Origin of the sequence: Streptomyces sp. NPDC007875, from assembly GCF_042868035.1 — a bacterium.
In the GTDB taxonomy this organism is placed as follows: Bacteria; Actinomycetota; Actinomycetes; order Streptomycetales; family Streptomycetaceae; genus Streptomyces; species Streptomyces antimycoticus.
In genome coordinates this window covers 18,626-35,252 of sequence record NZ_JBIADZ010000020.1, presented here as the reverse complement: position 1 = coordinate 35,252, position 16,627 = coordinate 18,626, and the positions used below count along the sequence as shown (strand labels likewise).

Genomic DNA, 16,627 nt, shown 5'->3' with positions numbered 1-16,627 from the left:
ATGCCTGATTACCAACAACGTTCGGGGACCGGCGCATGCGAGATACGCGCCGTGTGAGCGCTCATGAGTCAGCACACAAATCAGCGAGTGAGGGAATGAACCGAATGATGAAGGCCATAGTGATGCGCACCCCGGGACCTCCGGACGTTCTGGAGTGGGCCACCATCGAGGCGCCGCAACCCGGACCCGGCGAGGTCGTCATCGACGTCAGGGCCAGCGGCGTCAACAACGCCGATCTCCTGCAGCGCCAAGGAATGTACCCGGTACCGGCGGACGACTCACCACTGCTGGGGCTCGAATGTTCGGGATCCATCAGCGCGGTCGGTGAAGACGTCGACGGCTGGGCCGTGGGGGATGAGGTATGCGCACTGCTCAACGGCGGAGGCTACGCACAAGCCGTTTCCGTCCCCGCGGCCCAGGTCCTGCCCAAACCGGCGAACCTCTCCTTCGAGGAGGCCGCGTCCCTGCCCGAAGCGGCCTGTACGGTCTACTCGAACATCGCCATGCTGGCCCGGCTGAAGCCGGGCGAGACGTTGCTCGTCCACGGCGGCACCAGCGGCATCGGCAGTCTGGCCATCCAATGGGCCAAGGCACTGGGTGCCCGGGTTCTGGCCACTACCGGAACACAACACAAAGCGGCCAGAAGCATCGAACTCGGAGCCGACCTCGCGATCAACTACCGCGAGGAGGACTTCGCCACCGCGGTCTGGGAGGGCACGCACGGGCACGGCGCAGACGTCATTCTCGACATCGTCGGAGCGCCCTACCTCACCCGCAACATCCGCGCCCTGGCCCCTGACGGACGTCTCGTGATAATCGGGGGCGACGTCTCCCCCACGCCTCTCGGCATCGGTGAACTGATGGCGAAGCGCGGGTCGGTGGCGGCCACGACTCTTCGGTCACGCAGTCACCGCCAGAAAGCGGAGATCGTCGACGCAGTCCGCGTGAACCTGTGGCCCATGGTGACCGGCGGCCGCGTCCGGCCGGTCGTGGACAGTGTCGTCCCCATGGACAGCGCAGCACGGGCCCATCAACTCCTCGCGGACGGCAAGGTGGTCGGCAAAGTGGTGCTGACCGTTTAGCCTCCTGCGGGCGCTCCCCTGTCCGTCGGCAGCACCGACCGGACAGCCAACCTCACCGAGATGGATTGCCGATCGCGGTTCAGCTCGCCCCCCTGGCACTCCGAGTCCACTGCCCTGTACCTCGCCTCGCTGCTGGATTTCACGGGGTGCCGCGCACCATCAAGGCCGTCATCCCGGAGAAGAGGGACCAGGCCGCCAACCGGAGGAAGAAGGGCAGCAAGGGGGGTAGGCCCGTCAGCCACGACGCCGATCTCTCCAAGGAACGGAACACCGTCGAGCGGCTGATCAACAAGCTGAAGGCCTGGAGAGGCATCGCCACCCGGTACGACAAGACCCCGGAGAGCTACCTCGCCGGCCTCCACCTGCGCGCATCGATGATCTGGGTCAAAGATCTCACCCGCACAACCCATTGATCACTTTCCGAAACGCGCCCTGGCTAGCTGTCGGTGCACGAGGGCCATTTGTCCACCGCCCACTCCGGCCAGCTCGGCCAGCCCGCCGGTGGGGTGGGGATCTCGCCGCCGTCGAGTTCGGCGGCGTCAGGCACCTGGAACTGCTCCCGCCAGGCATCCAGGTCGGCCTCGCTCATCGGGAACGTCTGATGCGGTGTTGTTTCCTGGCGGTGCACGATGCGGGCGAGCTGGACGTCCTTGTCCACGGGCAGGTAGACCACCTGGCATGATGCCCCGACCGACCGGGCAAGCCAGCGCAGTGCCGACCGTTCATCGCGGCTCCAGAGCCCGTAGTCGAGTACGACGCTGGTCCCCAGCCGCAGCGCCTGTAGGGCGACCGAGATGAGCCGCCCTTCGAGCACCCAGCGTTTGCCGTCGGCCATCGAATCGCCGAACAGCGGGATCATCCAGTGATCTGGGGTCAGCCGCAGCGCCCGGTGGGTTGCGGCGAGCTCTTTGGCACGGGTGGTTTTCCCAGCCCCGGGGAGCCCGACCATCAGGAGCAGGGTGGCGGCACGCGGGTGCTGCGTAGCGCTGGGTCCGGCTGCATACGGGTGCTGTGAATCGAAACGCTGCGACTGAGACATGACTTCCCTGATCAGGCAGGACGACCCGGCATCACAGGAATACGAGTGACTGCCGGCAGGACACTGATCCGGCGGTACGTCCTGGCACTGCCCCATGCGGGGGCAGGCAATGGCCGCGGTTACAGTAACCGCGGTACCGCCGCTAAGCGGCGGTTGTAGTCATGGGAGCGCAGCAGCACATGTCTTGACTATAGCCGACGGCGTCGGCGGAGTCGGCAGCCGACCCTGCGAGGGACGGATATCGGTTCTGCGCGAGGCTGTCAGCACCGGAACCAGCGTTCGTATTCAGCGGGCTTAGGGGACTCCCGCACTGACCGGCTGGCGGTGCTGCCCGCCGTAGGGGATGGAACACATTGGGCATGGGGTAGCAGGCGCTTCTCTATCTCCAGCCGGAGCGTGACGTATGGGTTGGTGTCGGACCAGAACCCTGCGCTTGCCGAGAATGTCATCCGTCCTGGTCGGAGGCCTGCACCCGGGCTGGCGGTGGTCGGCCTCGTCGCTCGAGTCGGCGGTCTCGCGCAGATGGCAGTCGACGCGTCATGACGATCGACCGTGCTGCTGCGACTGGCCTATCCGGGAGTGACCAACGCGTTCGCGCTGCTGCGTCTGCTGCCGAAGAGCGACCGGGACAAGGATGCGGAGATCCTGACCCTCCGCCATCAGGTCACAGTGCTCGAGCGCCAACTCGGTGGTGATCGAGCACGGTTCACGCCGAGCGATCGGGCGTTCCTGGCGGCGCTGCTGCACCGGCTGCCGTTGCCGGTTCTGAGGCGTGTGCGGCTGCTCGTGCGTCCTGACACGGTGCTGCGCTGGCATCGCGACCTCACCAGGCGCCGTCATGCCGCCTTGCCGCGTCCCAAGCGACCCGGTCGACCTCGTACAGCGCGGTCCATCCGGATTCTGGTGCTGCGTCTGGCGAGGGAGAATCCGCAGTGGGGGTACAGACGGCAGCACGGCGAGTTGCTCGTGCTGGGGGTGAAGGTGGCCGCCTCGACCGTCTGGAAGATCCTGAAGGATGCCGGCGTCGATCCGGCGCCCGACCGGAGCTCCAGCACGTGGGCCGACTTCCTGCGCCTCCAAGCCGACGCCCTCCTGGCCTGTGACTTCTTTGAGGCGGTCACCTTGTCCGGCGCGCGGATGTACGTACTCGTGGTGATCGAACACAGCAGTCGCCGCATCCGGATCCTTGGCGCCACCGCGCACCCGACCGCATCCTGGGTCACACAGGCGGCGAAGAACCTGGTCATGGACCTCGAGGACGTCGGCTGCCGGGCACGATTCATGATCAGAGACAGGGACGGGAAGTTCCCCGTCCGGACAAGATCATCCGTCAGCGGTTGATCTCGAGGTTTGTCAGGACGAGCAGAGTGCGCGGGAGTTTGGTGGCGCACTCGTCCGCCCTTACACGTAGGACACCGCCTTAGCGGCGGCGGGCCAGGAGCGTCGTGCCGACAATGACGCATCCGATGGCCATGATCTTGCCGGCCCCGTAGTAGCGGGACCAGTCGTTGTCAGCTGTGCCTCCGTGCAGGATCAGCCACGAGAGCAGCGCTGTCCCGCTCACAGCGAGGACCACTCCTCCGGTCAGCCTGAGCCCGGCCCACCAGGAAGCGTCTCCGGTGGGCGCGGGTTCGGTGTCCTGACCTCGCTCGCGGTCACTCACCTTGCGTCCTCTCCTATGACCATGATCTTCTGCAGAGAAGACGTGGCCCACCACGGAGGGGTTCCACGCCATGATGCAGTGTCGGGGCACCGCTCGTTCAGTCGCGGTCGGCTACCTGTTTCCCGGACCACGCGGTGGCGTCAGCTCCGTATCGAGCCAAGAGGCGTGCGAACTGGATCCGCTCCTCCGGTGACCAGGCGGCGGTGATCTCCTGGAACGCTTTGCGCTGTTCGGCGGCGAAGCGGTTGCGTTCGGCCTCGCCGTGTTCGGTGAGTTCGAGCACGGTGCGGCGTCCGTCGGACTGGGACGCCGTCCGGCGCAGCAGACCGTCCGCGATGCAGGCGGCGACGGTCCGGCTGGCCACCGGCTGGGCGACGCCCATCTCGGCAGCAAGGCCACCGACGGTCGTCTCGCCCGGCGCATCGGCGATCACATTGAGTACGAGGTTGCGGGACAGGTCCTTGCTCGATGCCGGTACACGGCGGCGCAACCGTGACAGCGCCGGGCCGATCTGATCCAGCGCCAGGTCGTCGGAAGACTGCTCGGAGAAGGACGCGCTGCTCATGTGACCGAGTCTAGGCCCGGTCCGCACATTTGCATACCACCAGGCAATTGCATAGCATCAGGTATGTAAATCATGGACGAGCGAAGGAACGAAGCGGACCGCTATGGCACTCACCGCGATCACAGGCGCGCAGATCTTCGACGGGGAGAAGACGACAGGCGTGCGGACCGTGGTCATCGACGGCGGGCGGATCGCCCGTGTCGGTGGCGACGCTCCTCAGGGCAGCGAGATCGTCGACGGCAGCGGCGCTACGCTGCTGCCGGGGCTCATCGACGCCCATGTCCACTCCGCCCCGGGTTCCCTGGCTCTCGCCCTGAGGTTCGGGGTGACGACCGAACTGGAGATGCAGGGGATGAACACCCGGGAGAACCGGGGACCCATCGCCGACGACGACACCCTGGCTGACGTGCGCTCTTCAGGCTTCGCCATCACACCGCCCGGTGGCCACCCGAGCGAGCTGATGCCCGAAGGCTTCCGGCCGAAGTGGGATCTCCCCCCGGTGATGCCCCTGATGCCGTTCTCCACCACGCCCGGGGAAGCGGCCGCCTTCGTGCCTCAGCTCCTCGCCCGCGGCTCCGACTTCATCAAGTTCATGATCGACGACGGCAGCGTGGAGGGACACCCCGGGCTGCCCTCGCTCGACCAGGCCACCGTGAACGCCGGCGTCGCCGAAGCCAAGAAGTACGGCGCCCTCACCGTGGCCCACGCGCTGACCGTGGAGGCCACCAGGATGGCCGCCAGAGCCGGCATCGACGGCGTCACCCACGTGTTCATGGACCAGCCGCACACCGCCGAGATCATCAGCATCGTCAAGGACGCAGGCATGTTCGTCATTCCCTGCATCACCCTCAATGCATCGATGATGGGGATCACCGGCAGCGACCTCGCCGACGACCCCCGAGTTGCCGCACGCCTCGACAGCGAGTGGGACCGGACCCTGCGCTCCAGCTACAACCGCTACCCGCAGGGCAAGCTCGACGACGTGTACGCCACCGTGCGCGCCCTGGACGCCGCCGGCGTCGACGTGCTGGCCGGCACCGACGTCTCCATGCCCGAGACGTTCTTCGGGGGCCTGGCACACGGAGCGAGCCTGCACCACGAACTGCAGTATCTGGTGGCCGCCGGACTCACGCCCTCCCGGGCCCTGCGGGCGGCCACGGCGACCACGGCCCGCCGCTTCCACCTCAGCGACCGGGGCCGCATCGCCGAGGGACTCCGCGCCGACCTCCTGCTGGTCGACGGCGACCCGACCCACAACATCAGCGACACCCTCAACACCCGCGCCGTCTGGCGCCGCGGCACCCGCCTGGCGGCATGACCGCAGCACTTCCCCTTGAAGGAAGGAGTCAACTGTCCGGTTCTTGCTCGCCGCGGTACGGCGACCTTCTACGATCCGCTGCATGCTGGATCCCGAGCCGCTGGAACGGATTACCGCGCGGCGCGCGGAACTGGACGAACTCGAGGAACAACTGGTTAAGCAGCTGGCGGAGGTACGGGCGGAGCGGGATGAACTCGCTGTTGCTGAGCGTGTCCTTGAGCGGGTGAGCGAGCAGCTCGCCGACGAGCGCGCCTCGGCTATGCCGGCGCCCGGGCAGGTGGGTGGACGGGCCGTGATGCTGATCCCGCACCGCGCGCCGGACGTGGAGGAGAACATGCTCCCGTCGGACTACCAGCGCATCCTCGCCGTCGTGCGGCAGGCCGCCGGGCCGGTCATGGCCCGTCAGGCCGGCGAGATGCTGGGGGTGGACATCAGTGTGCGGGCCAAGCTGGAGCCGTTGCGCGGGGCCGGTCAGGCTGGTCGACCGCGGCTGGCTGCGGAAACTCCCCGACGGCAGGTTCACCACACGCCTGTGATGCGCGCGTAACCGCGGCCATCGCCATCGTGACCTTGTAGAGGTCGGTCGTGGTCGCGTCGGACATCTCCCTCACAGCCTCGTCTGCGGACCCGCCCTCCCATGATGGGACGGGTGGGAACGGACACGCCATGGGCCCGAAGGCCCCGCCGACCGGGCCACCAGGCGGGACTTCGGTGGCCCGCGTCTCGGTCCCCCGGGGGGCACGCTGCCCGATCCCCTGGCCCCCTCTGAACGAGTGAGCAGGGCCGCCGCGTCGGCCAGGACATGGGGAAGCTGTTCCGGCAGCCGAGGGGCGACGGTGTGGCCGCTGGTGCCGAGGTCGTCGAGGTCGGTGGGTCGCAGGTACAGGTCCAGGGCTCCGGTGTGCAGTCGGTTGAGGTCTTCGAGGCCGGTGACGAGCTGAGTGGCGCGGTGCACCGCCGACCGGGCGGAGGCGAGGAGGCGGGTCTGCTCGGTCGGCAGGGGGTGCAGGCGCACGACCGCCAGTTCCTGCCGGTCACCGGGGTGGACGTCGGCAAACAGCTGCTGATTACACGGGGCGCGCTGACCGCCTTCTCCATCGCCAACGACGTGGCGAAGTACTTCGTGCTCATCCCCGCGATGTTCACCGTGGCGTATCCGGGTCTGGAGAGGCTCAACGTCATGCGGTTGCACCGCCCGACCTCGGCCATTGCCTCCGCGATCATCTTCAACCCGCTGGTCATCGTCGCGCTGATCCGGCTCGCCCTGCGCGGCGTCCGCTACCGGCCTTCCTCCGCCGAGGCCCGCTCAGGCCCGGCCCGGGATGGTTCCAGCCAGCCCCGTCCGCCGACGGATACGATCCCGTGGCCTCCGGTGCCTCCAAACTCGGCCCCAGCAATCCCGAGCTGGTCAGGACGGTCAGGCGGCGTCGGGCCGCCGTCGCCGCGTTCGACGGGGGCACCCCCGGGGGACGTGTCGGCGGACGCCGTCATCGCCTCCGGGTCCGGCTCGATCCGCACGTCTCCCCGGACTACGCGTACCAGCAGGTGAACCGTGTCGCCAAGACCCGCGGTCCGAAGCCCGCGACCGTACGCTGCCGCGTCGCCGGCCACGTCAGGGACCGCGTCCTCGGCTTCCTCGGCCAGGAACGTGTGACCGTCGTCGAGCTCAACTCCGCACTGGCCGACCGCACGTGAGGTGTCAGCCCTGCCCGGCGGCCCCGGGCAGGTGCGCCTGGGGGGTGGTGTCGTCGGCCGCGCTCCGATGAGAGGCCACGGCCCGGAAGATCCTCCTGGCGGCGCGCGCGGCATAGGCTGATCGTCAAACGCTCGCCGCCGTGGCAACGAGGAGGGCGACTACCGGTTGTCATCACACTGGGGATGGTGTCGTGCTCAGTCGCATCGCAGGCGTCGTGGTGCCCGTCTTCGGCCGCCTGAACATCACCACGGACACCGGTTCCGCACCGCCCGCGGGCAGCATCATCATCGCCAACCACACCTCCCTGACCGATCCTGCGATCGTCCTCGCCGCACTGCGCCGCCTCGGCACCGAACCCGCCGTCCTGGCGGCCGCGGGACTGTGGCGGATCCCCCTGCTCGGTCAGCTCCTCACTCGAGAGGGGCACATCCCGGTGCGCCGTCACGACCCGCGCGCCGCGCAAGCACTGCGGGACGCCAGGGCTGCGCTGGCCGCGGGCCGGTCCGTCCTGCTCTACCCGGAAGGCGGGCTCCCGCGCCGCGAGGGCGTGCGCGAAGCCCCGCCCCGGCCCTTCCACCCAGGTCTCTTCCATCTCGCACGCCGGACCGGCGCCCAGGTCGTGCCCCTCGGCCAGGCCGGAGCCCGGGCACTGGCATCGGGCGGCACCGTCGAACTGCTGGCCAGGCTGGTCAGCGCTCCACTGCGGCGCCCGAGGCTACGGGTGCACGTCGGCGCACCCCTGCGCATCGAAGGTGAACAGGTCCAGGCCCTGGCCCAGGCCCACAGTGCCCTGACCCGGGTTTGGTACACCGCTGCCCGACGACTAGGCGAGCCGGTGATCCCCGTCGCGTCGTGAGGCCGGTTCGCCGACAGCCGTCGGCATTGTGGACGGCGAAAGGGCTCTTCGTCGGCGTGGCGGCGCCCGTACCGACGAGGTCCGGGAGATGCCCCCTTGAGCAGCAGCGCTCTCTCGCTCAGGTGCGGACGTGCCGACCAGGGCACGGCATCCGAGGCGACGGAAGAGCGCGTCCCGCAGCGATGCGCGTCCGGTGCCTGCCGGGGCGAGGATGAAAGTCCAGGGCGTCACGCTGCCCGCCGTGTTCCTCCGGGATGAGGAGGTCGGATCGTGCTCTTCATCGATCGTCGTGATGCCGGCCGGCAGATGGCTGCCCGGCTGCGGCATGTCAAGGGTGCCGAGGTGGTGGTGCTGGGGCTGCCCCGCGGAGGGGTTCCAGTCGCCGCGGAGGTCGCCGGGGCGCTGGGCGCGCCGCTGGATGTCTGCCTGGTGCGGAAGCTGGGCGTGCCGTTCCAGCCGGAGCTGGGGATGGGAGCGATCGGCGAGGGCGGCGTCCGCGTGATCAACGACGAGGTGGTGTGCACCGCGCGCATCACGCCTGAGGAGCTGGCTCGGGTCGAGGCCCGTGAGCGGGAGGTGCTGGAGAGCCGTGCCCGGCACTACCGGGGCGGGCGGAAGCCGGTCGGGCTGGAGGGCCGCACGGTGCTGGTTGTCGATGACGGGGTGGCCACGGGGTCGACGGCGCGCGCGGCCTGCCAGATCGCCCGCGCCCGCGGAGCCGCACGGATCGTGCTGGCCGTCCCCGTGGCACCGCACGGCTGGACCGCGCGGCTGGGCGACGACGCCGACGAACTGGTCTGCCTGCACACCCCGTGGAACTTCTATGCGATCGGGCAGTTCTACTCCGACTTCTCCCAGACCGACGACGATGAGGTCGTCGCCTGTCTGGAAGAGGCGGTCGCCCGCCCGGTGAGCACCCGCCGGACCGAGTCGCGTCACGCCGGGCCCGAGGACCGGGAGGTGGACGTACGGACAGCTGCGATGGTGCTGCACGGGCAGTTGACCGTGCCCGGGGGCGCGACCGGGGTCGTGGCGTTCGCGCATGGCAGTGGCAGCAGTCGGCACAGCCCGCGCAACCGGTTCGTGGCGGCCGGACTGAACCGGGCCGGGCTGGGCACCCTGCTGTTCGATCTGCTCACCGAGGAGGAGGAGACCGACCGGGCCAACGTCTTCGACACCGGCCTGCTGGCCCGGCGTCTGGCGGATGCCACCGGCTGGCTGCGCGGACAGCCCGAGACGGAAGGGCTTGCAGTCGGGTACTTCGGCGCCAGCACCGGCGCGGGCGCCAGCACCGGCGCGGGCGCCGCACTGTGGGCGGCTGCCGAACCGGGCGCGCGGATCGCCGCGGTCGTCTCCGATCCGGCTCCTCACGCGGCGGCCCGATTCTGAACGCGGCGGTACCCGGCTGTGGGTGGTTCTTCGGCCGGTCCGCCTGCCCGATGCCCCGCCGAGTGTCGTCTTGCGGCGCGACGGCGCGTCTACAGTCCCTGGGAGAGCAGGAGCTCGTGGGCGAGTCGTGCGCCGTGTGCCGCTTCCTCGGGCGGAGTGTCCTGGGACGGGATGTTCTCCAATCCGCGGGCGAGCGCCCGCACGGCCTCGGCCAGCGTTGCCGTCTGTGCCTCCAGCCGGCTCAGGCGGGCTTCCAGCCCAGGAGCGGCTTCGGGGGTGTGGTTCTGTGCCATGTCGTGGCTCCTTACGGGGTCGGCGGGGCGGTTACCCCGGGACCGCTACTCGGCGGGGACTATCAGGCCGTAATGGCCGTCGTAGCGGTGGTACAGGACGTTTCCCCGCCCGGTGGTGTCGTCGGTGAAGAACACGAACGGGAGTCCGGTCATGTCCAGCCGCTGCTTTGCCTCGCCCATGTTCATCCGGGGGGCGGGAATGTCGCTGAAGGTGAGCGGTACGGCCACCCGGCCGGCCAGGTGCGGGTGGGGGTGCACCTGGGCGAGGCGGTAGCCGGTCGGGCCGGACCGGTACAGCACGGTGTCCTCGCCGGTGCCGATGTCGGTGAACAGGTGGAAGCCGTAATCCATCATTTCCATCTCGAAGGCGGCCTCGTCAGGTGACTCGCGGACCAGGGAGAAGGACTTGTGCCGCACGACCTGGCGTTCCTCGACCGGACGTGGGAAGTAGTCGGGGCGGTGGGCGGGCTCGCTGCCGTGCCGCCACTCGTGCGGGCCCGGCGAGGGTCTGCGGCCTCGGCGGGCCTCCCCGTGCTCCTCCAGGCGCTCCAACCGTGCGGCGAGCCGGTCCTGGAGCAGGTCGACGGCCTCGGTCAGGGTTCCGGCGGCGACGTGTGCGCGGGCGGGCTGCCCGTTGACGTCCAGGTTGGCCTGGGCGAGCGCCGGTCGTTCCACGGCCGGGTTGGCCATGTGGGTCAGCTTGACGCGGGCGAACAGGACCGGCCCCCGAGTCCGGCCGATGAGTGCTCCTACCTTCTCCCGTGCGTATTCGACGGCGCCGGGAGGAACCTGCCCCCGGGCCTCCACTTGGATCTCAGGAGCGTGTAGTGGTGCCGATCGCTTCATGGCAGCCTCCTCGCGCCGAGATACTCCACTTTCCACACTTACGCCTTCGGGCTCTTCGCGCACGGCCAGCGCCCCCGCTCCCTCGCGGACCAGCTCCCTTGACCCAGTGGTGCTCCCGGCGTGGGGCAGAACCTCACGTCCGTTCAGTGCCGCAACGGCTATGAGCCGCTCGATCATGGGCTGGCGCCCCCGCCGACCACGACGACGTCCCAGGTGCGGCCTTCGGCGCTCTTCAGCTCATTGGTATCCATATCGGCACCGTCACCCCGCAACACCTCTCACAGCAAACTGACTTGCTATGGGTGACGCGGGCCGCACCTGGGGCGGTCACCGCCTACGCAGTCACCTTCCGTGGCCTGCTCGTGCTCGGCGGCCACTTCGCCCCCGTCGAACAGCCCCGCCTCCTCGTCGCGGACCTGCGCAGCTTCTTCGGACAGCTCAGCCACGCGCCCGCCTGACGACAACCTGCACCCTGTCCCCGCTTCCGCCGTTTGCTGGACCAGCAATGCGGCTTGCCTACTGAGCGGCGGGTGAGGACTTTGGCCACGGGGGCCGCCTTCCGCGCCTGTAAGGAGATCTTGATGACCACACCCGACAGCGTCGAGCCGGCCCGGTTCTGGGGCCAACAGCTCCACGTTCGCCAGTGCTGATCACGGACACGTCTGTGTTTGCGACAGACGCAGCGCCCCCGGCTGCGCCAGTGGTGGCTACCCGAATCCGCCGACGGTGTATCGATCGCACCGACCGACTTGCCAGTTCAGCAAGGCTATTTGCCTCTCATAGGCATGTGCGCGCAGGCTGCATCCAGAAAGTGCTGGCTCACAAGCCAAAGCCGGTACCTCTCGGACTCGGCCGTGTTCCCTCAGCCGCCGGGAACCTCTCCGGCTCGAACGGCACGCCAGAAGTCGTAATTGCCTTGCAGGACAGATGGGGTTGCAGATGGAAAATCGCCACGTTGTGATCATTCCGATCGAGATCGACGAGGAGAAGGAAAGCTCGTATCTCGACGCCTGGCAGGACGCTGCGGACGTGATGGCAGCTCAGCCCGGTTTCATTCGGACGTACATGTTCCGCACGATCGTTCCGGGGAGCAAATTCCCTCTCGTCAACGTGGCGGAATGGGAGTCCACCGCTCACTGGGAAGAGGCAATGAATGTCTGCCCGATGATGGGACAGCAGATAGCCGTCGCCCATGCCTCGAACTACGAAGCGATCCGGACGGTCCTGCCCGCGCAGAGCCCGGGCTCCGGCGACGGTCACACGCCCGCTGGCCTGTCTCCGGTCGAGGCGCGTCGCCGCGTCGTGGACGGGGAGCTCACGCTGGTCGATGTCCGCGAAGACGATGAATGGGCAGCGGGTCACCCGGCGGGCGCCGTCCACGCCGCGCTCAGCACATTGCCGGCCTCGCTGTCAGATTTGCCTGACGGCCCACTGGCCTTCGTTTGCCGCACGGGCAATCGCAGCATGCAGGGCGGAGCGCAGGCGATCCGCGTGGGCCGGTCCTCCGTCTACAGCGTGACAGGCGGCCTTGAGGCATGGGAAGCGGCAGGGCTGCCGGTCGCCCTTCCCGACCGCGAGGACTCGGTGAACAACGGCGACCGTGCCAAAGCTGCGGTACGTGAGGACTGACGAAAGCAGAAGGATAACCGTCGCATACGTCCGCCGGCATGAGGCCGGCCGGGCGCGCCATCCGCCTCGCACCCTTCGGGAAATTCCCTACCGCCATTTCAGGCGGTGATCGTTTGTGCAAATGGCGATGGTTTCCCGAGACGGGAATCGCCCGGGTACGCCATCTCAGAAACGAGTCATACCATGTTTTTTGTCGACACCCTGGAGTTCGAGGGGCTGGGCAACCGCAGTTACCTGGCCGGCGGTCCGAGAGCAGGGGTCGTGGTCGATCCGCCGCGGGACGTCGACCAGGTGGTCGTCGCCGCCGCCCGGCGAGGGGTGCGCATCGCCTACGTGGCGGAGACGCACGTGCACAACGACTACGTCACCGGCGGGCTGGAACTGGCACGCCTCACCGGTGCCCGCTACCTGGTCCCGGCCGACGCCAACGTCTCCTTCGCCCGCACTCCCGTCACGGATGGCGACACGTTCGAGGTGGACGGGCACCTGGTGCTGCGTGCGATAACCACCCCGGGCCACACCCCGCACCACACCTCATATGCACTGGAGGAGGACGGCCGCGCGGTGGCGGCCTTCACCGGCGGCTCGCTGCTGATCGGCACCGTGGGGCGTCCGGACCTGGTGGACCCGCGGCTGACCGAGCGCCTGGCCCGCGCGCAGCACACCTCCGCCCACCGGCTGGCGGCAACGCTCGACGACGAGGTGCCTGTGCTGCCCACGCACGGCTTCGGCAGCTTCTGCTCCTCCTCCCAGGCCGAGGGCGATGCGACCACGATCGGCAAAGAACGCACCAGCAACGACGCTTTCACCCTGGACGTGGACACCTTCGTGAAGCGGGTCCTGGCCGGACTGGAAGACGTGCCCGCCTACTACACGCACATGGGCCCGGCCAACGCCGCCGGCCCCGCGCCCGTCGACCTGACCCCGCCCGAGCCCGCCGACGCCGCACAGATCGCGAAGCGGCTGGCGGCGGGTGAGTGGGTGGTGGACCTGCGCAGCCGGGTCGCCTTCGCCGACGGCCATGTGGCCGGCTCCTTCAACTTCGAGGGCACCGGCAAGCTGGCCACCTATCTGGCCTGGCTGATCCCGTGGGGCAAGCCGGTCACCCTGCTCGGTGACACCTGGGCGCAGATTGCCGACGCGCAGCGGGAGCTGACCCGGGTCGGCATCGACCGCCCGGCCGCCGCCGCCACCGGAGATCCAGCCACCTGGGTCCGTGAGGGGGAACGGCTCGCCTCCTTCCCCCGCGCCCGCTTCGCCGACCTCGCCGATGTACACGAGCGCAGCGAGGACGTGGTGGTACTGGATGTGCGCCGGGATTCCGAACGTGCGAACGGCTTCATCAAGGGCTCCGTGCACATTCCGATCCACGAGCTGCGCGGCCGAGTCGGCGAGGTGCCGGACGGCACGGTGTGGGTGCACTGCGCCGGCGGGATGCGCGCGGCGATCGCCGCTTCCCTCCTCGACGCGTCCGGACGAAAGGTCATCGCCATCGATGACGGCTTCGAGGCAGCCGCCGACACGGGCCTGAGCGTCACCCGGCCCTGAATCCCTTGCTCCACCTGCACAGAAGGCACACGATGTTCCTCTCCCGCCACGATCCTGGCCGCCTCGGCCCCGATCAGGCCCACCCCCGCGCCACCGGGGACGGGCTGCCGGTGGCCGGCGACAGCGGACACAGTGGGCGGATAGCATGACCGTCCTGATCCTGGCCCTGATCGCAGGAGCCGTCGTCGGCCTGACGCTCGGCGCCCTCGGCGGCGGCAGCGTTCTGGCGGTGCCCGCGCTGATCTACCTGCTCGGCTTCACCCCCGCCGCGGCCACCACCGCCAGCCTGATCATCGTCACCGCCACATCTCTGACCGCCCTGTACGCGCACGCCCGGGCCGGGCACGTGCGGTGGAAGGCCGGAGCGGCATTCGCAGCCGCCGGGATTCTTCCGGCGGCTGCCGCTGGAGCCGGCGCCACCCACATGCCCCAAGCCGTCCTCACCGTCGCCTTCGCCACTACAGCCGTCTTCTCCGCGATCAAAATGCTCCGGCCCGCTGACACCGCCCATCCCGGAAGCGGCGGCGTACGGCCGGGCAAGGCAGCCGGGGCCGGTGCCGGCCTGGGCACGCTGACCGGACTGCTCGGTGTGGGCGGCGGATTTCTCGCTGTCCCCGCCCTGGTCACCGTCCTGGCCTTCGAGATGGAGGCCGCAGTCGGCACCAGCCTGCTGGTCATCACGGCCAACTCGCTGGCTTCCCTGGCCACTCGCTCCGGCGCCGCCGCCTCGCTCGACTGGGCGCTGATCGGCCCGTTCATCGGAACCGCGATCCTGGGCGCCTGGGACGGCAAGCGCATGGCCGCGAAGGTCGCCGGGCACCGCCTGCAGCACATTTTCGCAATGGTCCTGCTGGTCGTGGCCGCCTTCATGCTTGCCGACGCCGTGACGTGATGGCGGCTCGGGCCCGCGACAACTTCGACGGCCCGCATCCGCTCGGTATCCCCGGCCGCCTACCCGTGTCCCGGGATCCTGTAGACACCCCGGTTTTGATGTCATCTACTACCTACGACACGTCGTCAGCGGTTCACTCGCGTTCGTCTTCCCGGTCGGTGCAGATCTTTTGAGGGTCTGGCACACCTGCGGTTTTGTACGGATCGAGTCCCTCGTCGCCACGGAGCCCAGCGCGGCCGACCTGCCCGTCTGTCTCTCATGGCACCCGTTCGTCCGCGCCGGCGCCGAACGGCCGGGCGTAACTGACACGGCGTAGCGGTGCTGGATCACGAACCCGCAGGTCACGATCACGGGGAAACTTCATCACGGTGCGAGGTCTGGGGATGTGCAAGATGTGAGCGCATGGCTGGTTTCCGCAGCAGGAGACGGTCGCAAGAAGACTCGCTGTCAGTAGTCGTGCCTAGCCTGATGTCACGGATCGGCTTCTGCGCAGGGGGCGTTGCGAGGCGTTCGATGGTGGACGGGTTGCTGCTCGGGGTTCGGTACCAGTACCTGCGCACGGTGCAGGCGCTGCTGGTTAGGCACCGTCCGGCGGACATGTGGCCGTGATGGCACCAAGTTAGTTCTCGCGGGCCGGACTGCGCCCGGTTGCGAGGCGTTTCTGCCCCTCGGGCATGGGCAGGACGGCCAGTGCGGTGTCTGCAAGGTTCCGCAGCGTCTCCGGGTCCAGGCCGGCCTTGCCTACCGCCTCGATACCGCGGACCACCGTCAACAGCAGTGCCGCCAACCGCTCCGGATCCGCAGCGCTATCGATGTCGCCGTGGCGCTGGGCGGCGCTGATCTCCGTCCGCAGCAGGGTCAGCAGTGCCCTCATGGTCTCGGCCGACCGTCCGGCGACCGTCGGATCATGCGGGGCCAGTTCCGCCGCGCCCTTGGCCAACAGGCATCCGCGGCGCTCGGTGTCGGAGGCGGTGTTCTCCGCCATGAGGCGCACGTAGCGGCCGCGGCCCGGTGGCCGCGGCCGCTGTCGGCTCGGCGGCCCGTCGACGACCTGCCCGGCCGTCCGCCCCGCGGGGACGACATGGCTCGGCCGCGCTCGTCCAGGGTGGTCGGTCCGGGCGGGCGTGAGCGTTTGCGCAGGCTCAGGGGGACGTGGTCCAGCGTGGCGCTGTCTCGGCCCACTTGGCGTCCCACTGGGCGAGATTGCGCCGACGCAGGACCACGGCGACGCCGCGGTAGGCGGCGGCACCGGCGAGGGTCACGGTCAGGAAGCCGACGAGCGCCCAGCCCATGGTCCGGCTGCGGATCTGCTCGGCGGGCATGGGCGGCTCGGCGATCGCCCCGTCCGCGTCGACCCACACGTCGACGGAGCTGCCCGCGCTGAGCCCGGGCAGGACGTCGGTCTCGGCGGTGCGGATCCGTCCGTCCGGGTCGGTGTAGCGGACCGTGGCCGGATAGCGGTTCTCTCTCGCCTCCGCCGATCCGGGCTCCGGATGGTCCGGGGCGTCGTGGGTGAGGACGGCGGTGGTGAGGCGCAGGGTCTGCCTCTGGTGCTCGGCGGCCGCGCGGTAGTGCCGGTGGGCGGCGTCACCGATGGCGAACATGGCACCGAGCCCCAGGACCGGTACGAGCAGCAACATCGCCAGGGCGATCCGGCCCTGGAGGCGGTCGGTGCGCCGGTACAGCGGATTGTGCCGCCAGCGCCACAGCGACAGGGGGTGCACGAGCCCGTGGTGCGGGGGATCCGGGGGCTGTGCGGGTGGTGGTACGCCGGACACAGGTTCTCCTTTCCGGGGCAGGGGGTGGCGTAC

General features: G+C 69.2%; 15 protein-coding genes and 5 pseudogenes. 13 read left to right on the top strand and 7 right to left on the bottom strand.

What is annotated here, in order from left to right; genetic code table 11:
- Positions 1–107 precede the first annotated feature (107 nt).
- Together ACFYOY_RS33170 and ACFYOY_RS33165 are read left to right on the top strand one after the other, a co-directional pair.
- A complete protein-coding gene (locus tag ACFYOY_RS33170) occupies positions 108–1,082 on the top strand; it encodes an NAD(P)H-quinone oxidoreductase (protein WP_388591324.1) in 975 nt (324 codons plus the stop codon).
- 152 nt (positions 1,083–1,234) lie between these two features.
- Positions 1,235–1,495 (top strand): annotated as a pseudogene (locus ACFYOY_RS33165) (IS5/IS1182 family transposase); the annotation flags it as partial.
- A gap of 23 nt (positions 1,496–1,518) precedes the next feature.
- On the opposite strand, the gene ACFYOY_RS33160 reads toward ACFYOY_RS33165, so the two are convergent.
- Entirely contained in the window at positions 1,519–2,031 is a 513-nt protein-coding gene (locus ACFYOY_RS33160) for an ATP-binding protein (RefSeq protein ID WP_351901286.1), read from the bottom strand.
- A 642-nt stretch (positions 2,032–2,673) separates the two neighbouring features.
- Between ACFYOY_RS33160 and ACFYOY_RS33155 the strand changes: the two are divergent.
- Positions 2,674–3,432: pseudogene (locus ACFYOY_RS33155) on the top strand (integrase); the annotation flags it as partial.
- A gap of 109 nt (positions 3,433–3,541) precedes the next feature.
- On the opposite strand, the gene ACFYOY_RS33150 reads toward ACFYOY_RS33155, so the two are convergent.
- Complete coding sequence (locus tag ACFYOY_RS33150) at positions 3,542–3,784, bottom strand: hypothetical protein (protein WP_351901288.1); 243 nt, start codon at positions 3,782–3,784, stop codon at positions 3,542–3,544.
- 97 nt (positions 3,785–3,881) lie between these two features.
- Positions 3,882–4,349 (bottom strand): MarR family winged helix-turn-helix transcriptional regulator, encoded by a 468-nt coding sequence (locus ACFYOY_RS33145; protein WP_351901290.1) that lies wholly within the window; start codon positions 4,347–4,349, stop codon positions 3,882–3,884.
- 103 nt (positions 4,350–4,452) lie between these two features.
- Between ACFYOY_RS33145 and ACFYOY_RS33140 the strand changes: the two genes are divergently transcribed.
- The 6 genes and pseudogenes from ACFYOY_RS33140 to ACFYOY_RS33115 form a co-directional block, all read left to right on the top strand.
- Positions 4,453–5,667: an amidohydrolase family protein gene (locus ACFYOY_RS33140; protein ID WP_351901292.1), complete on the top strand. Its 1,215-nt coding sequence runs from the start codon at positions 4,453–4,455 to the stop codon at positions 5,665–5,667.
- An 82-nt stretch (positions 5,668–5,749) separates the two neighbouring features.
- Positions 5,750–6,214 carry a hypothetical protein gene (locus ACFYOY_RS33135; RefSeq protein ID WP_388591192.1) on the top strand — a complete coding sequence of 155 codons (465 nt, stop codon included), beginning with the start codon at positions 5,750–5,752 and terminating at the stop codon, positions 6,212–6,214.
- Positions 6,215–6,709: 495 nt separating this feature from the next.
- Positions 6,710–6,967: pseudogene (locus ACFYOY_RS33130) on the top strand (potassium-transporting ATPase subunit B); the annotation flags it as partial.
- A gap of 62 nt (positions 6,968–7,029) precedes the next feature.
- The gene (locus ACFYOY_RS33125) at positions 7,030–7,362 is read left to right on the top strand and encodes a potassium-transporting ATPase subunit C (RefSeq protein ID WP_351901296.1); all 333 of its coding nucleotides are present in this window, start codon (positions 7,030–7,032) and stop codon (positions 7,360–7,362) included.
- A 191-nt stretch (positions 7,363–7,553) separates the two neighbouring features.
- Entirely contained in the window at positions 7,554–8,219 is a 666-nt protein-coding gene (locus ACFYOY_RS33120) for a lysophospholipid acyltransferase family protein (RefSeq protein WP_351901299.1), read from the top strand.
- Between the two features lie 270 nt (positions 8,220–8,489).
- A pseudogene (locus ACFYOY_RS33115) lies at positions 8,490–9,575 on the top strand (phosphoribosyltransferase family protein); the annotation flags it as partial.
- A gap of 122 nt (positions 9,576–9,697) precedes the next feature.
- Here the strand turns inward: ACFYOY_RS33115 and ACFYOY_RS33110 are convergent.
- Both ACFYOY_RS33110 and ACFYOY_RS33105 read right to left on the bottom strand, forming a co-directional pair.
- Positions 9,698–9,901: a hypothetical protein gene (locus ACFYOY_RS33110; RefSeq protein ID WP_351901303.1), complete on the bottom strand. Its 204-nt coding sequence runs from the start codon at positions 9,899–9,901 to the stop codon at positions 9,698–9,700.
- 45 nt (positions 9,902–9,946) lie between these two features.
- Complete coding sequence (locus ACFYOY_RS33105; RefSeq protein WP_388591189.1) at positions 9,947–10,591, bottom strand: sigma 54 modulation/S30EA ribosomal C-terminal domain-containing protein; 645 nt, start codon at positions 10,589–10,591, stop codon at positions 9,947–9,949.
- Between the two features lie 458 nt (positions 10,592–11,049).
- Between ACFYOY_RS33105 and ACFYOY_RS33100 the strand changes: the two genes are divergently transcribed.
- The 4 genes from ACFYOY_RS33100 (at position 11,050) to ACFYOY_RS33085 (ending at position 14,816) form a co-directional block, all read left to right on the top strand.
- Positions 11,050–11,205, top strand: a complete 156-nt coding sequence (locus ACFYOY_RS33100; protein WP_351901307.1) for a hypothetical protein — start codon at positions 11,050–11,052, stop codon at positions 11,203–11,205.
- Positions 11,206–11,674: 469 nt separating this feature from the next.
- Positions 11,675–12,376, top strand: coding sequence for a rhodanese-like domain-containing protein (locus ACFYOY_RS33095; RefSeq protein ID WP_388591187.1), 702 nt, complete (start codon positions 11,675–11,677; stop codon positions 12,374–12,376).
- A gap of 183 nt (positions 12,377–12,559) precedes the next feature.
- Positions 12,560–13,924 carry an MBL fold metallo-hydrolase gene (locus tag ACFYOY_RS33090; RefSeq protein ID WP_351901311.1) on the top strand — a complete coding sequence of 455 codons (1,365 nt, stop codon included), beginning with the start codon at positions 12,560–12,562 and terminating at the stop codon, positions 13,922–13,924.
- A gap of 145 nt (positions 13,925–14,069) precedes the next feature.
- On the top strand, positions 14,070–14,816 hold the full coding sequence (locus ACFYOY_RS33085; RefSeq protein WP_388591185.1) for a sulfite exporter TauE/SafE family protein: 747 nt from the start codon (positions 14,070–14,072) through the stop codon (positions 14,814–14,816).
- A 619-nt stretch (positions 14,817–15,435) separates the two neighbouring features.
- Here the strand turns inward: ACFYOY_RS33085 and ACFYOY_RS33080 are convergent.
- Positions 15,436–15,813 (bottom strand): annotated as a pseudogene (locus tag ACFYOY_RS33080) (TetR family transcriptional regulator C-terminal domain-containing protein); the annotation flags it as partial.
- A 145-nt stretch (positions 15,814–15,958) separates the two neighbouring features.
- Positions 15,959–16,594 (bottom strand): hypothetical protein, encoded by a 636-nt coding sequence (locus ACFYOY_RS33075; RefSeq protein ID WP_388591183.1) that lies wholly within the window; start codon positions 16,592–16,594, stop codon positions 15,959–15,961.
- Between the last annotated feature and the right edge of the window lie 33 nt (positions 16,595–16,627).

What these genes read in the sequence shown, in the direction of transcription:
- ACFYOY_RS33170 (WP_388591324.1), top strand. Translation starts at nt 108, where the DNA reads ATGAAGGCCATAGTGATGCGCACCCCGGGACCTCCGGACGTTCTGGAG.
- ACFYOY_RS33160 (WP_351901286.1), bottom strand. Translation starts at nt 2,031, where the DNA reads ATGGTCGGGCTCCCCGGGGCTGGGAAAACCACCCGTGCCAAAGAGCTC.
- ACFYOY_RS33145 (WP_351901290.1), bottom strand. Translation starts at nt 4,349, where the DNA reads ATGAGCAGCGCGTCCTTCTCCGAGCAGTCTTCCGACGACCTGGCGCTG.
- ACFYOY_RS33140 (WP_351901292.1), top strand. Translation starts at nt 4,453, where the DNA reads ATGGCACTCACCGCGATCACAGGCGCGCAGATCTTCGACGGGGAGAAG.
- ACFYOY_RS33135 (WP_388591192.1), top strand. Translation starts at nt 5,750, where the DNA reads ATGCTGGATCCCGAGCCGCTGGAACGGATTACCGCGCGGCGCGCGGAA.
- ACFYOY_RS33110 (WP_351901303.1), bottom strand. Translation starts at nt 9,901, where the DNA reads ATGGCACAGAACCACACCCCCGAAGCCGCTCCTGGGCTGGAAGCCCGC.
- ACFYOY_RS33105 (WP_388591189.1), bottom strand. Translation starts at nt 10,591, where the DNA reads ATGGCCAACCCGGCCGTGGAACGACCGGCGCTCGCCCAGGCCAACCTG.
- ACFYOY_RS33095 (WP_388591187.1), top strand. Translation starts at nt 11,675, where the DNA reads ATGGGGTTGCAGATGGAAAATCGCCACGTTGTGATCATTCCGATCGAG.
- ACFYOY_RS33090 (WP_351901311.1), top strand. Translation starts at nt 12,560, where the DNA reads ATGTTTTTTGTCGACACCCTGGAGTTCGAGGGGCTGGGCAACCGCAGT.
- ACFYOY_RS33085 (WP_388591185.1), top strand. Translation starts at nt 14,070, where the DNA reads ATGACCGTCCTGATCCTGGCCCTGATCGCAGGAGCCGTCGTCGGCCTG.